Annotated in this window: 18 protein-coding genes; 12 read left to right on the top strand and 6 right to left on the bottom strand. The window is 66.2% G+C overall.

All coding sequences use genetic code 11. The features are described 5' to 3' along the window. On the bottom strand, positions 1-771 hold a 771-nt coding region (locus tag H582_RS0108020; protein ID WP_156876694.1), incomplete at its 3' end, for an IS256 family transposase. Between the two features lie 307 nt (positions 772-1,078). Continuing rightward, positions 1,079-2,377 carry a Gfo/Idh/MocA family protein gene (locus H582_RS0108015; protein ID WP_028598123.1) on the bottom strand — a complete coding sequence of 433 codons (1,299 nt, stop codon included), beginning with the start codon at positions 2,375-2,377 and terminating at the stop codon, positions 1,079-1,081. 131 nt (positions 2,378-2,508) lie between these two features. On the opposite strand from H582_RS0108015, the gene H582_RS0108010 reads away from it, so the two are divergent. The 7 genes from H582_RS0108010 (at position 2,509) to H582_RS0107980 (ending at position 9,275) form a co-directional block, all read left to right on the top strand. Then, positions 2,509-3,372 carry an AraC family transcriptional regulator gene (locus H582_RS0108010; protein WP_043111075.1) on the top strand — a complete coding sequence of 288 codons (864 nt, stop codon included), beginning with the start codon at positions 2,509-2,511 and terminating at the stop codon, positions 3,370-3,372. 156 nt (positions 3,373-3,528) lie between these two features. Next, positions 3,529-4,149 carry a TetR/AcrR family transcriptional regulator gene (locus tag H582_RS0108005; RefSeq protein WP_028598121.1) on the top strand — a complete coding sequence of 207 codons (621 nt, stop codon included), beginning with the start codon at positions 3,529-3,531 and terminating at the stop codon, positions 4,147-4,149. Between the two features lie 216 nt (positions 4,150-4,365). Then, entirely contained in the window at positions 4,366-5,133 is a 768-nt protein-coding gene (locus H582_RS0108000) for an ABC transporter ATP-binding protein (protein WP_028598120.1), read from the top strand. A gap of 29 nt (positions 5,134-5,162) precedes the next feature. Next, positions 5,163-6,224: an aliphatic sulfonate ABC transporter substrate-binding protein gene (locus H582_RS0107995; RefSeq protein ID WP_043111074.1), complete on the top strand. Its 1,062-nt coding sequence runs from the start codon at positions 5,163-5,165 to the stop codon at positions 6,222-6,224. Positions 6,225-6,228: 4 nt separating this feature from the next. Further along, positions 6,229-7,026 carry an ABC transporter permease gene (locus H582_RS26595; protein ID WP_052333068.1) on the top strand — a complete coding sequence of 266 codons (798 nt, stop codon included), beginning with the start codon at positions 6,229-6,231 and terminating at the stop codon, positions 7,024-7,026. Beyond that, positions 7,027-7,890, top strand: coding sequence for an ABC transporter permease (locus H582_RS0107985; protein ID WP_028598118.1), 864 nt, complete (start codon positions 7,027-7,029; stop codon positions 7,888-7,890). Further along, complete coding sequence (locus tag H582_RS0107980) at positions 7,887-9,275, top strand: LLM class flavin-dependent oxidoreductase (RefSeq protein WP_028598117.1); 1,389 nt, start codon at positions 7,887-7,889, stop codon at positions 9,273-9,275. Before H582_RS0107985 ends, H582_RS0107980 begins: the two co-directional genes overlap by 4 nt. 21 nt (positions 9,276-9,296) lie before the next feature. Here H582_RS0107980 and H582_RS0107975 read toward each other — a convergent pair whose 3' ends face one another. Beyond that, positions 9,297-10,157, bottom strand: coding sequence for an AraC family transcriptional regulator (locus tag H582_RS0107975; protein WP_028598116.1), 861 nt, complete (start codon positions 10,155-10,157; stop codon positions 9,297-9,299). A gap of 266 nt (positions 10,158-10,423) precedes the next feature. Here H582_RS0107975 and H582_RS26590 point away from each other — a divergent pair, with 266 nt between their 5' ends. The 4 genes from H582_RS26590 to H582_RS0107955 are packed head-to-tail and all read left to right on the top strand — an operon-like array spanning position 10,424 to position 14,603. Beyond that, complete coding sequence (locus H582_RS26590) at positions 10,424-11,650, top strand: LLM class flavin-dependent oxidoreductase (protein WP_052333067.1); 1,227 nt, start codon at positions 10,424-10,426, stop codon at positions 11,648-11,650. A 34-nt stretch (positions 11,651-11,684) separates the two neighbouring features. Beyond that, complete coding sequence (locus H582_RS0107965; protein WP_052333070.1) at positions 11,685-12,887, top strand: ABC transporter substrate-binding protein; 1,203 nt, start codon at positions 11,685-11,687, stop codon at positions 12,885-12,887. A 1-nt stretch (position 12,888) separates the two neighbouring features. Continuing rightward, positions 12,889-13,761, top strand: coding sequence for a carbohydrate ABC transporter permease (locus H582_RS0107960; RefSeq protein WP_028598114.1), 873 nt, complete (start codon positions 12,889-12,891; stop codon positions 13,759-13,761). Between the two features lie 29 nt (positions 13,762-13,790). Further along, positions 13,791-14,603 carry a carbohydrate ABC transporter permease gene (locus tag H582_RS0107955; RefSeq protein WP_028598113.1) on the top strand — a complete coding sequence of 271 codons (813 nt, stop codon included), beginning with the start codon at positions 13,791-13,793 and terminating at the stop codon, positions 14,601-14,603. A gap of 440 nt (positions 14,604-15,043) precedes the next feature. On the opposite strand, the gene H582_RS0107950 is transcribed toward H582_RS0107955, so the two are convergent. From H582_RS0107950 to H582_RS0107940, 3 genes are all read right to left on the bottom strand, one after another. Further along, positions 15,044-16,222, bottom strand: coding sequence for a glycine C-acetyltransferase (locus tag H582_RS0107950; protein WP_028598112.1), 1,179 nt, complete (start codon positions 16,220-16,222; stop codon positions 15,044-15,046). A 51-nt stretch (positions 16,223-16,273) separates the two neighbouring features. Beyond that, a complete protein-coding gene (gene tdh, locus H582_RS0107945) occupies positions 16,274-17,317 on the bottom strand; it encodes an L-threonine 3-dehydrogenase (RefSeq protein ID WP_028598111.1) in 1,044 nt (347 codons plus the stop codon). A 278-nt stretch (positions 17,318-17,595) separates the two neighbouring features. Then, positions 17,596-18,153, bottom strand: a complete 558-nt coding sequence (locus H582_RS0107940; RefSeq protein WP_028598110.1) for a helix-turn-helix domain-containing protein — start codon at positions 18,151-18,153, stop codon at positions 17,596-17,598. 152 nt (positions 18,154-18,305) lie between these two features. Between H582_RS0107940 and H582_RS26585 the strand changes: the two genes are divergently transcribed. Next, positions 18,306-19,448, top strand: coding sequence for a LacI family DNA-binding transcriptional regulator (locus tag H582_RS26585; protein WP_084136849.1), 1,143 nt, complete (start codon positions 18,306-18,308; stop codon positions 19,446-19,448). The last annotated feature ends 700 nt before the right edge of the window (positions 19,449-20,148 follow it).

The raw sequence follows: 20,148 nt of genomic DNA, 5'->3' as shown, positions 1-20,148 counted from the left end.
GTCCTGCATGCGGATCTTGGGAAAGGTCGAGCGCACTTTGTGGACGACACAGTGCTGGACGTCGGCTTTGGGAAAGGCTTCCCGGAAGGCCGTATCCAGCCCAGGCAGCCCATCGAATACGCCAAGCAGAACTTCCTCCACGCCGCGCTGCTGCAAGTCTTTCAGCACGTCGCGCCATACGTTGGCACTCTCTTTTCCCCCGACGTAGAAGCCGAGGATGGATCGGTACCCGTCTTCGTCGATGCCCATCGCAAAACAAACGACTTCGCCGCTGACCGTGCTGCGCTTGAGCTTGACGTACATGCCGTCGAGGTAAATGACGGAGTAGCGCTTGCCGAGCGGCCTTGTCTGCCAGCGTTCCACGTCTTCCAGAACCGTCGAGGTGATGTTGCTGATCGTGGTCGGCGAGTATGCTTGACCGAACATGCCTTCAATGAACCGAGCGATGTCGCGGGTCGGCATGCCGCCTTTGTACATCTGAATGACGGCCTCCTCCAGCCAGCCGTCGCGCCGCTGATAGGGCTCGAACAGCTGCGTTTGGAAGTCGCCGTTTCGGTCTCGGGGCATCTCCAGATCCTCGATCAGGCCGTAGCGGGTGTGCAGATCCCGGTAGTAGTAGCCGTTTCGGCTGTTGCGGATACCTGCTGCTGCAGCCTCGGCCATGTGGTGCTGAATCTCCGTGCGGATGAGGAACTCGATCCGCTCCTTTACGAAGGGGATGACAGAATTTTCAAAGAGATGGTTCAGGTGGTTTTCGGTTATACTAGTCATGAAGTAGGGTCCTTTCTTGGTGGCGTCGTAACCCCGAGAATACCCTACTTTTTTTGTGCCTAGCTAGGCTCCAAATGTTGGTACACAACTTATTGTACGTCACCTTTTTCGGGCCGGATCGGCCAATCCAAGGCAGAAAAGTGCCTTGGATTTTGGTTAGTGACCGGAAGGCGGGAGGGGGGGAGCCGCGAGGAGTGCGATTTTGTGTTTGTACGTTCCCGCCGCGCCACACTACGCCCGCCGCACCGGCGCCACCCCTTGCCCCCAGCTCCGGCGCCACCCCTCGCCCCCAGCTCCTGCGCCCGCCCTACCGAGCGAAGCGCACCAGGCTGTCCGTCCGCACCGGCAGGCCGGTCGCGATCGAGCGGTTGGCGGCGATGCCGGTCAGGATGGAGCGAGCGCCGTCGATATGGTCCGCCGCGCGCCGGAACCGGTCGGGCAGCGGCTCGCCGAACAGGTCGCGCAGCAGCTCCGGATCGCCGCCGCCGTGGCCGCCCTCCTTGCGCTCGATCTCGGCCTGCCAAGGCTCGCCGAACATCGGCAGCACGAGCAGGCTGACGCCCTTGGCCGCCCCCTCGAGCGCCTTGTCGCCGCCCGAGTTGACGTACGACTGCTCGACGACGCTCATCTCGATCCGGCCCTTCGTGCCGCTGAACGAGATCCGGTAGCCCTCCCAAGGCATGTAGGCGTTCAGCGAATACGTCAGCAGCGCCTTGTTCTTGTACCGGACGAGCACGCTCATCGTGTCCTCGATCGAGATGCCGTCGCCGAATACGCTCTGGTCGCGGCGGTAGCCGTCTTCTTTTTCCGCGTCGAGGTACATCGCCTTCAGATGCTCGTTGCGGTCGAGATGGAGGGCGAAGTGATCGTCCTGAGCGAGCTCGCTGCCGGTCGCCCGGTCGTAGAACGCCGTGACGCCGCGCGCCTCGGCGTTCTCGCGGCCGTAGAAGCGCAGGTCGCCCATCGCGAAGACGGTTTCCGGCTCGGAGCCGATCCAGAAGTTGACGAGGTCGAAGTGATGCGTCGACTTGTGCACGAGCAGGCCGCCGCTGTTGCGCTTGTCGCGATGCCAGCGGCGGAAGTAGTCCGCGCCGTGCTGCGTATTGAGCAGCCACTCGAAATGCACGCTCGTCACGTCGCCGATCGCGCCCGACTCGATCAGCTCGCGCGCCTTCGTATGATGCGGGGCATAGCGGTAGTTGAACGTGACGCGGACGCTGCGTCCGGTCCGCTCCGCCGCGTCGAGGATCTGCTGGCATTTCTCGGCGTCGACGGTCATCGGCTTCTCGGTGATGACGTCGCAGCCGAGCTCGAGCGCCCGGATGATGTAGGCGTGATGCGTGCGGTCGACGCTCGTGACGATGACGCAGTCGGGCTTCTCCGCCGCGATCATCTCCTCGAAGCGGTCGCTCCGGTACGTCGGCACCGCGCGGCTACCGTACTTTTCGACCAGCATCCGGTTGGCGTAGTCCATCCGCGTCTCGTTGATGTCGCAAAAGGCGACGAGCTCGCTCGTCTCCTGGAACGTCGAGGCGATCGCTCCATAGTAGAATTCGGCCCGGCCGCCGGTGCCGACCTGGGCATAGGTCTTCCGTTTCGCGCTCATGCTCGCACTCTCCCTTTCCTCTTTCCGTTGATGTTGATGAGGCAAGCGTACCGCAAGATCAAGCGTATTTCCTCTGCGATTATGCTAGAATTCAGAGAAAGGACGCAATTTTTGCGCTAGGAGGCGGCGGGATGAACGAAACCGTGGAGCTGAGGTACGTCTCGGAGGACGCGCGCGTCAGGCTCGAGTACAACCGGCGCGAGGGCTTTTACGCGATGGCGGAGGACCACATGCACCCGCAGCATGAGCTGTACTACCTGTTCCAGGGCGAGCGGAGCTACTTCATCGGCGACCGGGTATACCCGGTGCGGAGCGGCGATCTCGTCTTCGTGCCGGGCGGCGAGGTGCACAAGACGTTCGACGCCGGAGAGCCGGGCCACGAGCGGATCGTGATCTACTACGACGACGCCTGGTTCGAGGGACGGCCGGAGGAAGAGGCGGAGCTGCTGCGCTCGCCGTTCCGGGAAGGCAGGCGGGTGCTGGCCGCGTCCGGTCCGGAAGGAATGCGGCTCGAGCGGCTGCTCCATGAGCTGCTGCGCGAGCTGCAGGAGCGTCAGCCGGGGCATGGGCTGGCGGCTCGGCGCCTCGCCGAGCAGGCGCTGCTGCTCGCGGCGCGGCTGACGCGCCGCGAGCAGAGCCGCCGCCAGCCGGAGCCGTCGGCGTCGCCGGCCGCCGAGCGGATGGCCGCGGTGGCGCGCTGCATTTCCGAGAGCTATGCCGAGCCGCTGACGCTGGGCGGGTTGAGCGAGCGCTTTTTCCTCAGCCCGAGCCATCTGAGCCGTTCGTTCAAGCGCCACATGGGCTTCGCCTTCACCGAGTACGTCGCGCTGACGCGGATCAAGGCGGCCCAGCGGCTGCTGCGCGAGACGGACGAGCGCATCACGGCGATCGCCGGGCAGGTCGGCTTCGACAGCTTTCCGCATTTCGAAAAAGTGTTCAAGTCGATCGTGCGCATGCCGCCGCGGGCGTACCGCGCTTCGTTCCGGCGGAGCTGAGAGGGTCCGGAGCCCCGCGCGCATTCGCTTCCGGCACCCCGATCCTGCGTGTCCCGGCGCCACTTGAACCATCTGTGGCTCCACGACAAGCCCTGCTTCACCTGGCGCTTCGATTGGGATATAATGGCGGATGATTCCAGGGAGGAGCGAGCGAGAATGGCGAGAAACGCGGAAAAGGACCTGCAGCAGCGGGAGCAGCGCATGAACGACATCTTGGACGCGGCGATCGAGGTGATGGCGGTCAAGGGCGTCGGCTCGGCCTCGATGCAGCATATCGCCGGAGCGGCCGGCATCAGCATCGGCAACCTGTATCACTACTTCAAGTCCAAGGAAGAGATCTTCGCGGAGGTGCTGCGCCGGGGGCAGACCGGCTACGGCGAGTTCGTCCGCTCGGTCGCGGACGGTCCCGGCGAGGCCCGCGCCAAGCTGCTGACGATCGCGGAGAACTGGCTGGCGCTCGGCAACAGCTGGGCGCATACGATCCTCATCCATACGGCCCGGCTGTCCGAGGCGTCGGAGGAGCTGCGCCGCGACGTGACCGGCCGCTTCACCGTCAACCTGCAGCCGGTCGCCGCGATCATCGCGCAGGGACAAGCCGAGGGCACGGCGCCGGAGGGCGATCCGCTGGAGCTGGCGTTCTACTTCACGAGCCTGATCCAGGGGCTGACGCTGCAGCGGATGCCAGGATCCGAGGTGCCGGTGCCGATGCGGGCGGCGAGCGTCGTCGATCTTTTTGCCGGCCGGCGCGAAGCGCTTGACAGGAGGAGAGACGCTTGATAGAATTCAGGCATACTAACCGAATCGATATTCGGTTTGTGGAATGCGAATCGACCGGACCGACCGGAGATGCCGCGGACCGCTGAGGAAGAGGGGCTGACTGTTCGAACAGAGCCCTCTTCTCGGCTGGCTGCGCATCTCCTTTTTTTATTCCTCAAAATCCCAGTTAGCGGGGAGGAATAATCATTATCGCTGTCATCGAAAGGATGGGGTAGCATGCTGGCGATCCAAGGACTGACCAAGATCTTTCCGGCTCCGGCCGGGGAGGTCGTCGCGCTGCGGGACATCCGGCTGGAGATCGGCCCAGGAAGGCTGGTCACGTTCATCGGTCCGAGCGGCTGCGGCAAGAGCACGCTGCTCAAGATCGCCGCCGGGCTGGACGCCTCCTACGAAGGCTCGATCACGCTGGACGGGCGGCCGATCGAGGGACCGAGCGTGGAGAAGGGCGTCATCTTCCAGGAGCCGCGCCTGTTCCCGTGGTGGACGGTGGAGAAGAATATCGCCGCCAACGCCTCCCTGCGGGACGCGGCCGTGCGGCGCCGGGTCGGGGAGCTGATCGAGCTCGTCCGGCTGAAGGGCTTCGAGAAGGCCTATCCGTCGGAGCTGTCCGGCGGCATGGCGCAGCGCGTGGCGATCGCCCGGGCGCTGCTGCGGCGGCCCAAGGTGCTGCTGCTCGACGAGCCGTTCGGCGCGCTCGACGCGTTCACCCGGGCGCATATGCAGGAGGTGCTGCTGGACATCTGGCAGGCGGACCGGACGACGATGCTGTTCGTGACGCATGACCTCGACGAAGCGGTGTTTCTCGGCCAGCAGGTCGTCATCATGAACCCGCGTCCGGGCCACATCCGGCGCGTCGTGAGCGTCGATCTGCCCTATCCGCGCCAGCGGACGGGAGCGCCGTTCCAGGAGATCCGCGGCGTCGTGCTGCGGGAGTTCGAAAAGGTCGAGGAGGCGCCGGTGCCGGATCCTGGCGCGGGCATTTGACGGACATGCACAAGAGGGGGAGACGAAAGATGGAACGGAAAAAGGGAAAGAAGGGCTGGATCGCCGCCATGCTGCTGCTCGGAGCGCTTGCGCTGTCGGCTTGCGGCGGAGGCGGAGCGGACGAGGGGGCGGAGAAGCCTTCGGCAGGAGCTGCCGGGGCCGCGTCCGCCGAGGGGCTGACGGTCAAGATCGGCGTGCAGGGCAAGGGCGGCCTGTTCGGCAAGGCGCAGGAGGAGAAATGGTTCGAGGACGCGTTCGGCAAGCTCGGCGCCAAGGTGGAGTGGATCGAATTCCAGAGCGGGCCGCCGATGGTCGAGGCGATGGCGTCGAGCCATCTCGACTTCGCGGGCATGGGCAACATGCCGCCGATCTCCGCGCAGGCGGCCGGCGTGAAGTTCAAGATCGTCTCGCAGGTGCTCGAGGGCCGCAACAACGTCGCCCTCATCGTGCCGCAGGACAGTCCGATCCAGTCGGTCGCCGACCTCAAGGGCAAAAAGGTGGCGGTGACGAAGGGCAGCAACGCCTACAACTTCCTGTACCGCCTGCTGGACGCCGAGGGCCTGTCCGAATCGGACCTGCAGGTCATCCAGCTGCAGCCGGACGAGACGCAGCCGGCATTCGAGGGCGGCAAGGTCGACGCCTGGGCGACCTGGGACCCGTACATCACGCTGAACGCGCTCTCCGGCAAAGGCCGGGTGATCGCCGACGGCGCGTCGAGCGGCATCCTGTCGCCGTCGTTCCAGCTCGTGCGGGCGGAGCTCGCCGAGCAGCATCCGGAGCTGGTCACGCTGTACCTCAAGGTGCTGCAGCAGGCGATCGAGTGGGAGAAGGCGCATCAGGAAGAGGCGTTCCAACGGTACGCCGACGAGCGCGGCATTCCGCTTGCGCTCGTGCAGGGCATGCAGGAGCGCTCGGCGTTCATCAACATCTCGGTGACGGACGAGGTGATTGCCGAGCAGCAGCAGACGGCCGACTTCCAGTTCGAGCTCGGCACGATCCGCAAGGGGATCGACGTCAAGGAAGTTTTCGACAACCGCTTCGTCGAGGAAGCGCTGAAGCAAGCCGAAGCCGAAGCAAGCGGCGGAAAGTGAGGTCATGACGATGCTGGAGCCATCCCGGACCAAGGCGGCTCTGCTGAATGCGCTGGTCGGCCTGCTGCTGCCCTTGTCGATTCTGGCCGCCTGGCAGGCGGCCGCCTGGGGCGGCTGGCTGAACGAAGTGCTGCTGCCGCCTCCGTCGGCGATCGCGGAGGAATTCGCGGCGATGAGCCGCAGCGGCGAGCTGCCGCTGAACCTCGGCATTTCGGCCTGGCGGGCGCTGCTCGGCTTCGTGCTCGGAGGCGGGCTCGGACTTGCCGCCGGGCTGTGGGTCGGCTTTTCCTGGCGGGCCGAGCGGCTCGTCGATCCGACGCTGCAGATGCTGCGCATGCTGCCCCATCTGGCGGTCGCGCCGCTGTTCATTCTGTGGTTCGGCTTCGGCGAGGCGTCCAAAATCCTGCTGATCGCCAAAGGCGCGTTTTTCCCGCTGTACGTCAACGCGTTCCTCGGCGTGCGCTCGGTCGACCGCCAGCTGTTCGACGTCGCCCGCGTCCTGCAGTTCACGCGCAGCCAGACGCTGCGGCATCTCATCCTGCCGGCCGCGCTGCCGTCGATCCTGCTCGGCGTCCGGCTCTCGCTCGGCGTGAGCTGGCTCGGCCTCGTCGTGGCGGAGCTGATGGGCTCGAGCGACGGGCTCGGCTACATTTTGAACGACGCGCGCTCGTTCTCGCTGACGTCGGTCATCTTCGTCGGCATCCTCGTCTTCGCGGCGGCGGGCAAGCTCACCGACTCCATCGTCAAGCTGCTGGAGCGCCGCCTGCTGCGCTGGCAGACGACGCTCAAGGGGGTGGAGTAGATGGCGGCTGATCCGCAAGCGGCGAAGGCGCAGGCACGCGCCGTCACGGCGCCGCGCGCCGAGGCGGCGCGGCAGCGGGACTGGCTCGGGCTGCCCCGCTGGGCGCAGGGCTGGCTGCTGCCGCTCGCCGTCCTGCTCGTCTGGGAAGCGGCCGCGCGCGCCGGCCTCGTCTCGCCGGCGATGCTGCCCGCGCCGAGCGTCATCGCCGCCTCGGCGCTGCGGCTGCTCGCAAGCGGCGAGCTCGGCGAGCATGCGTGGGCGAGCTTCCGCCGGGCGGCGGCGGGCTTCCTGCTCGGCGGCGCGACCGGGCTGCTGCTCGGCCTGTTCACCGGGCTCGGCCGCTGGGCGCAGCGGCTGCTCGACCCGTCGCTGCAGATGCTGCGGACAGTGCCGCTGCTCGCGGTCATTCCGCTGTTCATCCTCTGGTTCGGCGTGGGCGAGTTTTCCAAAGGGCTGCTCATCGCGCTCGGCGCCTTTTTCCCGGTGTACTTCCACACCTATCTGGGCGTCCGCAGCGCGGAGGCCAAGCTGTACGAGGTGACGCGCGTGCTGCAGTTCACCCGCCTGCAGCTGGTGAGAGGCCTCATCCTGCCGGCGGCGCTGCCGAACATCCTGCTCGGGGCGCGGCTGTCGGCCGGCGTCTCCTGGCTGATGCTGTCGGTGGCGGAGATGATGGGAGCGAGCGAGGGCATCGGCTACATGATCCAGGACGCGCGCGTGTACGCGCAGACGGATCTCGTGTTCGTCGGCATCGTGCTGTTCATGCTGGCGGGCAAGCTGACGGATGCCGGCGTCAGGCGGCTGGAGCTGCGCTGGCTCCGGTGGCGGCGGCCGTTCCAGGACGGAAAGGAGAAGGGACTATGAGCGACAAGAGGCGAGAGGGAGAGCAGCTCCATCTGGGGGCGTTCCTTTATTTCACGGGGCATCATCATGCCGGCTGGAGGCATCCGGACTCCGGCGTGGAGGCGATGTTCGACATCGCGAATTACGTGCGGATGGCGCGGACGGCGGAGCGGGGCAAGTTCGACATGATCTTTTTCGCCGACCTGCTGCATCTGATCTACCCGACCCATGCCGCCGCCGGCATGATGGACCCGATCGCGCTGCTGTCGGCGATCTCGACGGCGACCGAGCGGATCGGACTGACGGCGACGATGAGCACGACGTACAACGAGCCGTACAACGCCGCCCGCAAGTTCGCGACGCTCGACCATATCAGCGGCGGGCGCGCCGGCTGGAACATCGTCACGTCGCAGACGGATGCCGAGGCGCGCAACTTCGGCCGCGACCGGCATCCCGAGCACGGCGTGCGCTACCGGATGGCGGAGGAGTTCGTCGAGGTCGTCGCCAGCCTGTGGGACAGCTGGGACGACGGCGGGCTCGTCATGGACCGGCAGTCCGGCATTTTCGCCGACGCCGCCAAGCTCCGGCCCGTCGACTACGACGGCAGCTGGTATTCGGCGCATGGCACGCTCAACGTGCCCCGTCCGCCGCAGGGCTATCCGGTGCTCATCCAGGCGGGCTCGTCCGAGCCGGGCCAGGCGTTCGCCGCCCGCGTCGCGGAGGTGATCTTCACCGCGCAGCCGCATGTCGAGGCGGCCCGGTCGTTTTACGCGGTGATGAAAGGCAAGCTGGCCGAGGCCGGCCGGAGGCCGGGCAGCCTGCACATCATGCCCGGGCTGTCGCCGATCCTCGGCTCGACCGAGGAGGAGGCGCGCCGCCGCGAGCGGGAGCTGCTCGACCTGATCCGGCCGGAGGAGGCGAGCGGCTTCCTCTCCGGCATGCTCCAGTTCGACCTGTCCGGCTATCCGCCGGACGGGCCGCTGCCCGACATCCCCGATCCGGTGGAGGCGTCCAACGGAATGAAGAGCCGCGTGCAGCTCATCATGGACCTGGCCCGCAAGGACGGGCTCAGCATCCTGGAGCTCGGGCGGCGGCTGCTCGGCGCGCGCGGCCATCTGCAGTTCGTCGGCACGCCGGAGAAGCTCGCCGACCTCATCGAGGACTGGTTCCGCTCGAGCGCCTGCGACGGCTTCAACATCATGCCGCCGGTGCTGCCCGGCGATCTCGACACGTTCGTCGACGAGGTCGTGCCGATCCTGCAGCGGCGCGGCCTGTTCCGCCGCGAGTACGAGAGCCGCACGCTGCGCGGCCATCTCGGCCTGGAGCGCCCGGCCGCGGGCGCGCTGGGCGCGCGGCCGGCGGGCCGGCCCGCCGCGGCGCAGGCATCGGGGCTTCTTGCTGAATGACGGGCAGCGCGGCCCCGGCCTTCAGTCCGGGCCCGCCGCTTTGCTGCGGCACTCGCTGGGCGACCGGCCTTTATGCTTCTTGAACGCCTTGGAGAACGAGAATAGGTCGGGGTATCCGACCGAGTAGGCGATTTCCGACAACGTGAGCGAGGTGTGTCCGAGCAGCCGCTCGGCCTCCGCCAGCTTGAGCCCCTGGATGTAGCGGATCGGCGTGACGCCGTAGGCTTCGCGGAACCGCTTGGAGAAGTGGGTCCGGTCGATGCCGACATGGTCGGCCGCCCCGGATACGGTGATGCCGCCCGCATAGTGGAGGTCGATGTAATCGCGGGCCTGCCGCAGCCACCCTTCCTCGGCGGGCCGGCGGCCCGCGCCGGGCGAGGCCTCGGCCAGCAGCGCCATCGCTTCATGGAAGCGCGCCAGCCGCGCGAGGTCCGACGGCTCCCCGTCGGCCTCCTCCAGGAAGCGGTCGAGGCAGCGCATAAGCTCTCCCGCCGAGAGCCCGCTCCGATGGGGGCGCTCCGGGGTCAGCCCGCCGCGCTCCAGCAGGGCTGCGGCCTCCGGTCCGTCGAAGGCCAGGATGAGCTGCTGCAGCCGGTTGTCCGGCGAGGCATAATACTCGTGGATCGTCTCGGGAAACAGCGCGAACAGGTCGCCCGGCCCGAGGCGATAGCGTCCGCCGCCCTGGAGGAATTCGCCTTCTCCTTCCGCGACGGCGATCAGATAGTGGAAGGGCGTCGTCCGCGGCCCGATGCGGTAGCCTTCCTTGGTCCGGTTGCGGCCGATCCGGATCGGCCAGGCCGGCGAGGCCAGCTCATAGCCGGATGGGGTGAAAAAGGCGATCTCCAGCTTTTCCTGATGGTCTTCCCGCTTCGTCACAGGCATGTCGCGCCTCTCCTTTCTTTCTCTTCGTCCCCGCTTTTTTCCATCTCTCCGCCAAGGAACGGCCCCGTGCCGTTCCTTTTTCCGTTGTTCCGAATGGATCCACCCGACAAATTGACAAGCCGGGAACCACGCAAAATGACATTCCGCGAAGGCTCCGCTCTTGCTATGATGAATCTCACAGTAATCCGACTATATAGGTTGGTTATATTCCAGTCAACTGGCGGCTGATGATGGATTCAATTTACAGCAGAAAGAAGGATGCAGGCATGGCAAACGCGGCGAATGAAACGGTAGAGTTCGGCTGGTTCCTCCCGACGGCGGGCGACGGACGTTATGTCGGCGTCGCTCCGGAAAGGGAGCCTTCCCTTGACTATCTGATCGATGTGGCCAAGGCGGCCGAGGCGGCGGGCTTCGGCTTCGCACTCATCCCGACCGGCGGCGCCTGCCTCGACGCCTGGGTCGTCGGATCGGCGGTCATGAGCCATACCCGGAGCCTGCGCCCCCTGGTCGCCGTGCGGCCGGGGCTCGTCGCTCCCGTCCTGGCCGCCCGCATGGGCGCCGCGCTCGACGTGCTCTCCGGGGGAAGGGCGATGATCAACGTCGTCACCGGCAGCTCCGTCGCCGACCTGGAGGAGCTGGGCGATCCGCTCGCCCATGCCCATGACGAGCGCTACGAGCGCGCCGGCGAATACCTCGAGGTGATGCGCCAGGCATGGACGGGCGCGGAAGGCCTGACGCCCTCGGAGTTCGGCGGCGCGCAAGGAACAGGCGGGGAGATCCAGCCGTTCCAGGGCAAGTACTACCAGTTCTCGCGGCCGGTCAGCTCGCCGCGCACGGTGCAGCGGCCGCATCCTCCGTTCTATCTGGGCGGCAGCTCGCGGGCGGCCAAGGAAACGGCCATCCGCCACGCCGAGACGTTCCTCATGTGGGGGGAGCCCCACGACTGGATCCGCGAGCAGATCGAGGACGTGGAGCGGATTCGCGCCGAGCTGGAGCAGTCGGAGGGCTTGAAGCGTCCGCTGCGGTACGGCCTGCGGGCGCAGGTGCTCGTCCGCGATACGGAGGAGGAGGCTTGGGCCGCGGCGTGGGAGATCATCAGCAAGGTATCCCCCGAGGCGCGCGAGCAGGCGCAGCGGAGCTTCGCTGCCACGGACGCCACGAACCAGCGCCGCCAGAACGAGCTGCGGGAGCAGTCGGAGGCGAGCCGCTATGTGGCCGGGCCGAATCTGTGGACGGGGCTGTCGACTGTCCGCTCCGGCGGAGCGATCCTCATCGTCGGCACGGCGGAGCAGGTCAGCGACCGGCTGATCGAGTACGCCGAGCTCGGCGTCACGTCCTTCATCCTTTCCGGCTATCCCCATCTGGAGGAGGCCGAGCGGTTCGGCCGCGAGGCGATGCCGAAGTTTCACGAGAAATGGAGAGCTCTGCAAGTGAAATCATCCCGGCAGCAGGAGCTGCCATCAGGAGGTATGGCCCGTGTTCAACGTACGTAATGCGCTTCTGGCAGGCACCATCGCTTTGGGAGCGATGCTCAGCGCCTGCGGTTCTTCGGGCGGCGACAGCTCGTCAGGCGGAAAGGAGGTCAAGATCAGCTTCCTTCACTGGCGCGGGGAAGACGTCGAGGCGCTGAACAAGATCATCGAGAAATTCCAGCAGCAGAATCCCGGCATCAAAGTCGACATGCAGACGCTCCCGTCCGACCAGTACCAGACGGCGGCGGCGGCCAAGCTGACGGATGGCTCGGCCGGCGACGTGTTCGCCTCGTTCCCGGGCGCGCAGTTCGAGGCGCTGTCCAAGGCCGGACAGTTTGCGGACCTGACCGGCGCCGACTTTCTGGGCCGCTTCAACGCCGACCTGATCCAGCCGGGCGTCAAGGACGGCAAGCAGCTGGCGGTGCCGTACCAGCTCGTCTACAACGATCCGATCTACAACGTCAAGCTGTTCGACAAGTACGGCCTGACTCCGCCCAAGGACTGGGAAGGCTTCCTCGCCCTCTGCGAGACGCTCAAGCAGAACGGCGTCATCCCGATCGCGTTCGCCGGCGCGGACATCGGCCCGGGCCAGTTCATGAACACGATGGTGATGAACAACGAGCCGAGCGAGGATATCTTCGAGAAGGTCGAGGCCGGAGAAGCGAAGCTCACCGACGAGTGGTGGGTCAAGACGCTCTCGCAGATCAAGGAGCTGAACGACAAGGGCTACTTCCAGCCGGACGCGCTCGGCACGAAGGACGCGGCCGCAGGCGCGCTGTTCATCCAGGAGAAGGCGGCCATGCTGGCGAGCGGCTCCTACCAGCTCGCGCAGAACGCCAAGCAGAACCCCGGCCTGGAGCAGAAGCTGCTCGCTCCGATCACGGTGGCGGCGGGCGAGGCCAAGTACGAGGGCGTGCACACGAGCACCTTCCTGCTCGGCGTGAACAGCCGCTCCAAGCATCCGGACGAGGCGCGCAAGTTCCTCGACTTCCTCAGCGGCAAGGAGATCGCCTCGGAATACGCCAACGCCACCGGCCAGAACGTGACCGTCAAGGACGTGGAGTACTCGACGCCGGAGCTGAAGGTCGCGACCGAGTGGAGCACGCGCAAGACGCTGTTCCAGCCGCGCTTCACGATCAAGAACGCCGACAACCAGAAGGCGGTCACCGGCTCCATTCAGGCGGTGCTCGGCGGCTCCTCGCCGGAGGAAGCGGCATCCGAAGCCCAGGCTGCGGTTGACCAGAACCTGGTGAAATAGGATGGCGAGAAAAAGGACGCTGCTGCTGTTCCTGCTTCCCGGAGTGCTTCTGTACGGCTTCTTGTTCCTCTACCCGACGGCAGCGGGCCTGTTCTATTCCTTTACGGACTGGGACGGCCTCTCGCCGTCCTTCCGTTTTGTCGGCTTGGACAACTACGCGACGAGCCTGGAGAGCCTCGTGTTCCAAAAAGCCGTCTTCAACAACGTCAAGTTCATGCTGGCCGTCGTCATCGCCCAGTCGGCCCTGTCGCTCGGCCTGGCGCTCCTGCTCGCCCGGAACTCCCGCTCGAGCACGGCGCTGCGGGCGCTGTACTTCTTTCCGGCGATCCTCTCCTCCGTCTCGGTCGGGCTCATCTGGTCGTTCGTCTACGATCCCGGCATCGGCATGCTGAACGCCTCGCTCCGCGCCGCGGGCCTCGAGAGCTGGACGCGCAACTGGATCGGCAGCAAGGACATCGCCATCTACTCGATCGCGTTCGTCCAGGTGTGGGCCCACGCCGGGCAGATGATGATCGTGTTCATCGCGGGGCTGCAGTCGATTCCCGCCGAGCTGTACGAGTCGGCGCGCATCGAGGGAGGGAACCGGCTGCAGATTTTCCGCCGCATCACCTGGCCGCTGCTGGCGCCGTCGGCGACGATCGTCGTCGCCTACACGACGATCCAGTCGTTCAAGGCGTTCGACCTCATCTTCGTCATGACGGACGGCGGGCCGAACCATGCGACGGAGATCCTGTCCACCTACATCTACCACACCGCGTTCGCAAGCTACCGGTTCGGCCTGGCCTCCGCCGGCTCCATGCTGTTCCTGGCCGTGCTCGGCCTGCTGACCTACGCGCAGTTCAAGGCGCTGCGGGCCGACCGCGCCAGCTATTGACCGATGATTCCCGAAAGGAGGGGGCGACCGTGGGCCGATGGATTCGGCGCGCCTGCCTGGCGCTCTATGCGGCCGTCGTGGCCGCGCCCTTGTATTTCCTGCTCGTCTCCACGCTGAAGGAGCCGTCCGCCTTCTTCACCAAGCCGCTGAGCTGGCCGAAGCCGATGACTTTGGCCAACATCCGGGGGCTGTTCGAAAGCCAGCCGATGTGGGCCTACCTCCTCAACAGCGTGACGGTCACGCTCGGCACCGTGCTGCTGACGCTGCTGCTCGGCAGCCTCATCGCCTACGCTTCCGTCCGCTGGGGCGGCCGCGCGGGCAAGTGGATCGCCGGCCTGTTCACCCTCGGCCTCATCGTGCCGTCCCAGGTGAACATGCTGCCGCTGTACTCGCTCGTCCGCAGCCTCGGCTGGTCCGACCGCCTCTGGGGCCTCGTCCTCGTGTCGGCCGCGCTGCTGCTGCCGATCACGGTCTTCATGCTGAGCAGCTTCATGCAGGGGCTGCACCGCGAGCTGCTCGAGGCGGGCAGCATCGACGGCTGCGGAGAATGGCGGCTGTACGCCAGCATCGCCATGCCGCTGTCCAAGCCTGCGGTCGCATCGGTCACGGCCTTCCTGTTCGTCATGTCCTGGAACGACCTGCTGATGCCGATGCTGCTGCTCGGGAGCCGCGACAACCTGACGCTGCCGCTCGCGCTCATGCAGTTCCGCGGGGAGTACGTGACCAACTATACGATGCTGCTGGCAGGCGTGGCGCTCGCCTCGCTGCCGATGGTCGTCCTGTTCGTCTTCCTGCAGCGGTTCTTCGTCGCCGGCATGACGGCCGGAGCGGTGAAGGGGTAGCGGAGATCCGCCATTGCGGGGCCAGCGCCGCCGTCCCGATGAACGCCGACCTGGAACAGCATCAGCCGGCTCCGCATCCGCGGGCCGGCTTTTTTGTGAGTTCACAGGTTATACACAGAGTTATCCCCGCTTTGAACAGCCTAAGAGGAGGAATTTTAATGAAATTGAAAAACTTGCTCACTTACCCACAGGTTTACTTATCCACATAATCAAGGCGACCAGGACGGCAATACAGGAAAGCTCCTATGAGGCTCGCTCCTGATCCTGCTCCAAGATAGAGCGCGCCTTGGAAGAATCCCATCCCTGCTCCGATCTGGTCTTGTGGAAGAATACCTGCAGCCGCGGCAATGGTCGATGAGCGCCTTGTACTTCGCCTGCGGATGGAACGTGGACGGTGGCTTGGATGCGAGAAGTGCAGCCGTCACGTCGAATCGGCCCTGCTAGCCGATCAGGCCGAACTCCCGTCCGGCCTGCAGCAGCGCGTCGCGCGCGAAGGCGAGGTCGTCGTCGCTGTGCATCGCGGTGACGATGAAGCGGACGCGGCCCTTGCCCTCGGCGACCGTCGGGTAGACGATGCCGGGCGCGAACACGCCGAGCTCCAGCAGCCGCGCCGAGAAGCGCATCGTCTGCGCCGAGTCGCCGATGACGATCGGCAGGATCGGCGTCTCGCTGACGCCGGTGTCGAAGCCGTCCGCCTGCAGCTGCGCGCGGAACGACGCGGCGGAGGCGTGCAGGCGCTCGCCCAGCTCGGGGCTGTCCTGCAGCACGGAGATCGCTTCCAGGCAGGCGGCCGCTACGGCCGGCGTCTGCGACGTGCTGAACAGGAACGGCCGCGCCTTGTGGATGAGATACTCCTTGAGCTCCCGGCTGCCGGCGGCATAGCCGCCGACGACGCCGACCGCCTTGGACAGCGTGCCGATCTGGATGTGCACCCGGCCGTGGAGGCCGAAATGATCCGTCGAGCCTTTGCCGAACCGTCCCAGCACGCCGCTCGCATGCGCGTCGTCGACGCAGACGACCGCGTCGTAGCGCTCCGCCAGCTCCACGATTTGCGGCAGCGGCGCGATGTCGCCGTCCATGCTGAACACGCCGTCGGTCACGACGAAGCGCGTCCGGCAGCCGGACGATTCCCGCAGCGCCTGCTCCAGGCTGTCCATGTCCTTGTGCTTGTAGATGCGGCGCGCCGCCTTGGTCAGCCGGATGCCGTCGATGATGCTGGCGTGGTTGAGCTCGTCGCTGATGACGACGTCGCCTTCCTGCAGCAGCGTGCCGAACACGCCCTGGTTCGTCGTGAAGCCGGACTGGAATACGAGCGCGGCTTCCGTGCCCTTGAACCGCGCCAGCTCCAGCTCGAGCTGCTCATGGATGTCCAGCGTGCCGGAAATCGTGCGGACGGAGCCGGCGCCGACGCCGTACTTCTCCGTCGCCTCGATGGCCGCGCGCTTGAGCCGCGGGTGGTCCGTCAAGCCGAGATAGTTGTTGGACGCCATCTGCAGCACGCGCCTGCCGCCGATTTCCATCCACGCTCCCGAGCCGCTTTCCCAGACGGCGGGCAGCCGGTATTTCCCTTGCCGCTTCAGCTCCTCGAGCTCGCCCTTCAGAAAGTCCAATCCTGCCATCGCTTTCCTCTCCTTCCGCAGCCGGCGGGCTGCCCGTCATGAATGCTGGCGCTAATGCTTGAACACGATCTTGGCGCACTGTCCCGAGCCCATCAGCTCGAACGCTTCCTCGAAGCGGTCCAGCGTGAACGTATGGTCGACGAGCGGCTGCAGGTCGATCCGCTTCGAGTCGAGCAGCCCCTTGAGCTGATGCCACGTCCGGTACATCCGCCGCCCCGTGATGCCGTGCACCTCGAGCCCTTTGAAAATGACATGGCGCCCAAGATCGATCGGCACCGCCTTGGGCGGGATGCCGAGCAGCGAGACGCGGCCGGCGGGAGCCATCGCCTCCAGCAGGCTGGAGATCGCGGCGCCGCTGCCGGACATCTCCAGGCCGACCTCGATGCCGGCTCCGTCCGTCAGGCGTCGCAACTCCTCGGCCGTGTCGAGGCCGGGCGACGGCTTCAGGCAGGCGTCCGCGCCGAGCTTCGCCGCCATGCCGAGCCGATAGTCATGCAGATCGACCGCGATGATGCGGCCGGCTCCGACCGCCTTGGCGACCTGGATCGCCATCAGGCCGATCGGCCCGCAGCCGACGACGGCGACGGAGCGGCCGACGATGTCGCCGGACAGCACCGTATGCACCGCGTTGCCGAGCGGGTCCTGCAGGCAAGCGAGCTCATGCGGCAGCGACGGGTCGTTCGGGATGACGTTGACCGCCTTGGTGACGGCATAATCCGCGAAGCAGCCCGGCGCGCTGATGCCGAAGCTGCGGGTGTGCGGGCACACATGGGCGTTGCCCGAGCGGCACTGCTTGCAGACGCCGCAGACGATGTGGCCTTCAGCGGAGACGTGGTCGCCGGGGGCGATGCCGCGCACGGAGCTGCCGACCTCGTCGACAATGCCGGCGAATTCATGGCCGAACACATTGGGCGTGACGACGTTCTGCTCCGCCCACTCGTCCCAGCGATAGATGTGCATGTCCGTTCCGCAAATGGAGCTGGCCTTCACGCGGATGCGGACCTCGTCCGGTCCGATCTGCGGAATCGGCAGCTCCCGGAGCACGGCTCCGGGCTTGCGTTCGGCCTTTACGAGGCCGGTCATCGTCGTTGGCATGGGGCATTCTCCTTTTTTTGCGCGGCGGGATGGGGACGGGATGCCGCTTGAACGCTTTTCTCCGTTATGGCAGCGCTTGATAAAGTACATATGTTCACTATAAAGAACAACCGCGTATGTAATAGTATATTAGGCGGCGGTCTTTTGTAAACAACAAAAAAAGCCGGCGCAGGGCCGGCTTGGGTGGTGGAAGCGGGAATGCGACGCAGGTTCAGCGCCGGCTCGAGCCGGCGGGCCGGATCGAGCGATGGGGCAGGATCGAGCCGATGGGGTCCGCTTCAGAACGGATAGCGGATGATGCTCTGCAGCTCGGTGACTTCCTCGGCGGATTCGTTGTGGTAGGCATGAGGCTGATCCGCGCTGAAGCGGATGGCGTCGCCTGCGGCTGCCGCGTGCCACTCCTCGCCGATGCGCAGGCGCAGCGCGCCGCGCGTGACGACGACGTACTCCTCGACGCCCTCGTGATGGGGCTCGGACTCGTAGGCGCAGCCGGGCTGCATGACGACGCGGTAGATCTCGAAGCGGGACTCGTCATGGTACGGAAACAGCGGATAGCTCGCGTAGCGGCCGTCGTCGGCCGTAATCGGCACGACCGTCGAGGCGGGAACGAGCGTCACGCTCGAGCGGTCCTCTTCGATCAGGTCGGACACCGAGATGCGCAGGCCGCTGGCGATTTTCCACAGGATCGTGATCGTCGGGTTGGAGTCGGCGCGCTCGATCTGGGCGAGCATCGTCTTGCTGACGCCGGTCAGCTCGGACAGCTTGTCCAGGCTGTGGCCCCTGGACTTGCGGATTCTCTTGAGGTTGCGGGCGACGCGCAGCACCATCGTATCCATGAGACACCTCCGTGCGAAAGGAACATGATCTCTTATTCTAGCACGATGAAGCGTCAGCGCGCTATCGGCAGATTCGGGGGCGCTGTAACTCGGTTCGCCTCTTGTGCTAAGATGAGAGCAATTCAGGCGCGATGCCGGAGAGGAAGAAAGCATTGGCTAAGCTCAAAGACATCGCCGAGCGGCTCGGCGTATCGATATCGACCGTTTCCCGCGCGATCAGCGGAGACCGGACGCGTCCGGTCAGCGAGGAGACGAAGCGCCGGGTGCTGGATGCCGCGCGGGAGCTGGGCTATCCGCTGCAGGGGGGACCGGCTCATGCGGCAGGAGCGGATCGCGTCCAGCTGGCCTGCATCCTGCCGGGCGGCCTGATGGGCCATCACCCTTATTTCACCGCCGTGCTGGAAGGCTTTCACCGCAAGCTGGAGGAGCTCGGCCAGCCGCCGGCGCTGATGCGGGCGAGCGAGGAGCTGCGGGAGCCGGGACGGCTGGCGTCCATGCTGGAGGAAAGCGGCACCCGCGGCGTGCTGGCGCTCAGCTGGTACGATTCGCGCCTGTACGGGCAGCTGGCGGCGGCGGGCGTGCCGATCGTCGGCGTCAGCCTCAACGACGAATCCATCTTTGGCGTCCCGATCGTCGATTGCGATCGGCTGGCGGCCGCTCGGCTGGCGGTCCGCCATTTGCAGGAGAGAGGGCATGCGCGGATCGGCTTCGTCGGAGGACCGGCGTTCGACCGCACTCTGGAGCGGGACGAGCGCTACATCGGCTACAAGTTCGCGATGCTGGAGGCGGATCGGCATCCCGATCCGCGCTGGATCGTCAACTCCGAGTGGATCATCGAAAAAAGCTACAGCGAGACGCTCGACATGCTGAGAAGGCTGGGGCCGGCCGAACGGCCGAGCGCCATCTTCTGCGCGAGCGATTCGCTGGCGATCCCCGCCATGCGGGCGGTCATCGACTCGGGACTGCGCATCCCGGAGGACATCGCCTTCGTCGGAATGGACAACATCGAGTTCGCCCAGTACACGTCGCCGCCGCTCACCTCGGTCCACGTGCCCCGGGAGGAGATCGGCGCCGCCGCCTGCACGTTCCTGCTGGACTACGCGCAGGGCGAGCACCATGGCGCGAGGAAGCTGCTGCTCCCCTGCGAGCTGATCGTTCGCGAGTCCTCCGGCGCGGCGCCGGGTGGCGCGGATGCGGAAGCGGCGGTGAAGTCGGTGGAGAATGGTGCGGAGAGAGCGGCGGAATCGTTGGCGGAGAGGGCGGTGGAGAAGGGCGCGGAGAAGGCGGTCGAGTAGGGCCTGGCGAAGCCGGTGGAGTGGTCGACGGAGAGAGCGGCGGAGAAGCTGGAGGCGCGGCCATGACGGACTTATGGCCATTGGCGCAATCGAGGGAGAGGACTTATTGGCGCTGAAGGTGTCAGGACGGCCGCCATTCGGCTCGGACAATGCCTTCCACAAGCGCAAGCCCTGGTCGGGCTATGCACGGAAAAACCGCGTGTAGCCCGCGAGCCTGCGCTACGCACGAAAAAACCATGAGTAGGGCGCGCCGGCGCGCCGGATTACTGCCACCCAAGGCACTCTCGACTCCCTCGTCGCGACGATGTGCCGGATTACCGCCACCCAAGGCGCTCTCGACTCCCTCGTCGCGACGATGTGCCGGATTACCGCCACCCAAGGCGCTCTCGACTCCCTCGTCGCGCCGGCGCGCTGGGATTCCGCCCCCCAAGGCACTCTCGACTCCCTCGTCGCGCCGGCGCGCTGGGATTCCGCCCCCCAAGGCACTCTAGACTCCCTCGTCGCGTCGATGTGCCGGATTACTGGCCCCCAAGGCACTCTAGACTCCCTCGTCGCGTCGATGTGCCGGATTACTGGCCCCCAAGGCACTCTAGACTCCCTCGTCGTGTCGATGTGCCGGATTACTGCCCCCCAAGGCACTCTCGATTCCCTCGTCGCGCCGGCGCGCTGGATTACTGCCACCCAAGAAGGCGGATCGCGC

This window comes from Paenibacillus pasadenensis DSM 19293, from assembly GCF_000422485.1.
Lineage (GTDB): Bacteria > Bacillota > Bacilli > Paenibacillales > Paenibacillaceae > Paenibacillus_O > Paenibacillus_O pasadenensis.
Note: the sequence above shows the minus strand (reverse complement) of the source record. Positions and strands in the feature narration are given on the sequence as shown.

Coding starts and splice junctions, on each gene's coding strand:
- H582_RS0108010 (WP_043111075.1), top strand. CDS start 2,509: ATGAACGAAACCGTGGAGCTGAGGTACGTCTCGGAGGACGCGCGCGTC.
- H582_RS0107985 (WP_028598118.1), top strand. CDS start 7,027: ATGGCGGCTGATCCGCAAGCGGCGAAGGCGCAGGCACGCGCCGTCACG.
- H582_RS0108005 (WP_028598121.1), top strand. CDS start 3,529: ATGGCGAGAAACGCGGAAAAGGACCTGCAGCAGCGGGAGCAGCGCATG.
- H582_RS0107965 (WP_052333070.1), top strand. CDS start 11,685: ATGCTCAGCGCCTGCGGTTCTTCGGGCGGCGACAGCTCGTCAGGCGGA.
- H582_RS0107975 (WP_028598116.1), bottom strand. CDS start 10,157: ATGCCTGTGACGAAGCGGGAAGACCATCAGGAAAAGCTGGAGATCGCC.
- H582_RS26595 (WP_052333068.1), top strand. CDS start 6,229: ATGACGATGCTGGAGCCATCCCGGACCAAGGCGGCTCTGCTGAATGCG.
- H582_RS0107960 (WP_028598114.1), top strand. CDS start 12,889: ATGGCGAGAAAAAGGACGCTGCTGCTGTTCCTGCTTCCCGGAGTGCTT.
- H582_RS26590 (WP_052333067.1), top strand. CDS start 10,424: ATGGCAAACGCGGCGAATGAAACGGTAGAGTTCGGCTGGTTCCTCCCG.
- H582_RS0108015 (WP_028598123.1), bottom strand. CDS start 2,377: ATGAGCGCGAAACGGAAGACCTATGCCCAGGTCGGCACCGGCGGCCGG.
- H582_RS0107940 (WP_028598110.1), bottom strand. CDS start 18,153: ATGGATACGATGGTGCTGCGCGTCGCCCGCAACCTCAAGAGAATCCGC.
- H582_RS0107980 (WP_028598117.1), top strand. CDS start 7,887: ATGAGCGACAAGAGGCGAGAGGGAGAGCAGCTCCATCTGGGGGCGTTC.
- H582_RS0108000 (WP_028598120.1), top strand. CDS start 4,366: ATGCTGGCGATCCAAGGACTGACCAAGATCTTTCCGGCTCCGGCCGGG.
- H582_RS0107950 (WP_028598112.1), bottom strand. CDS start 16,222: ATGGCAGGATTGGACTTTCTGAAGGGCGAGCTCGAGGAGCTGAAGCGG.
- H582_RS0107995 (WP_043111074.1), top strand. CDS start 5,163: ATGGAACGGAAAAAGGGAAAGAAGGGCTGGATCGCCGCCATGCTGCTG.
- tdh (WP_028598111.1), bottom strand. CDS start 17,317: ATGCCAACGACGATGACCGGCCTCGTAAAGGCCGAACGCAAGCCCGGA.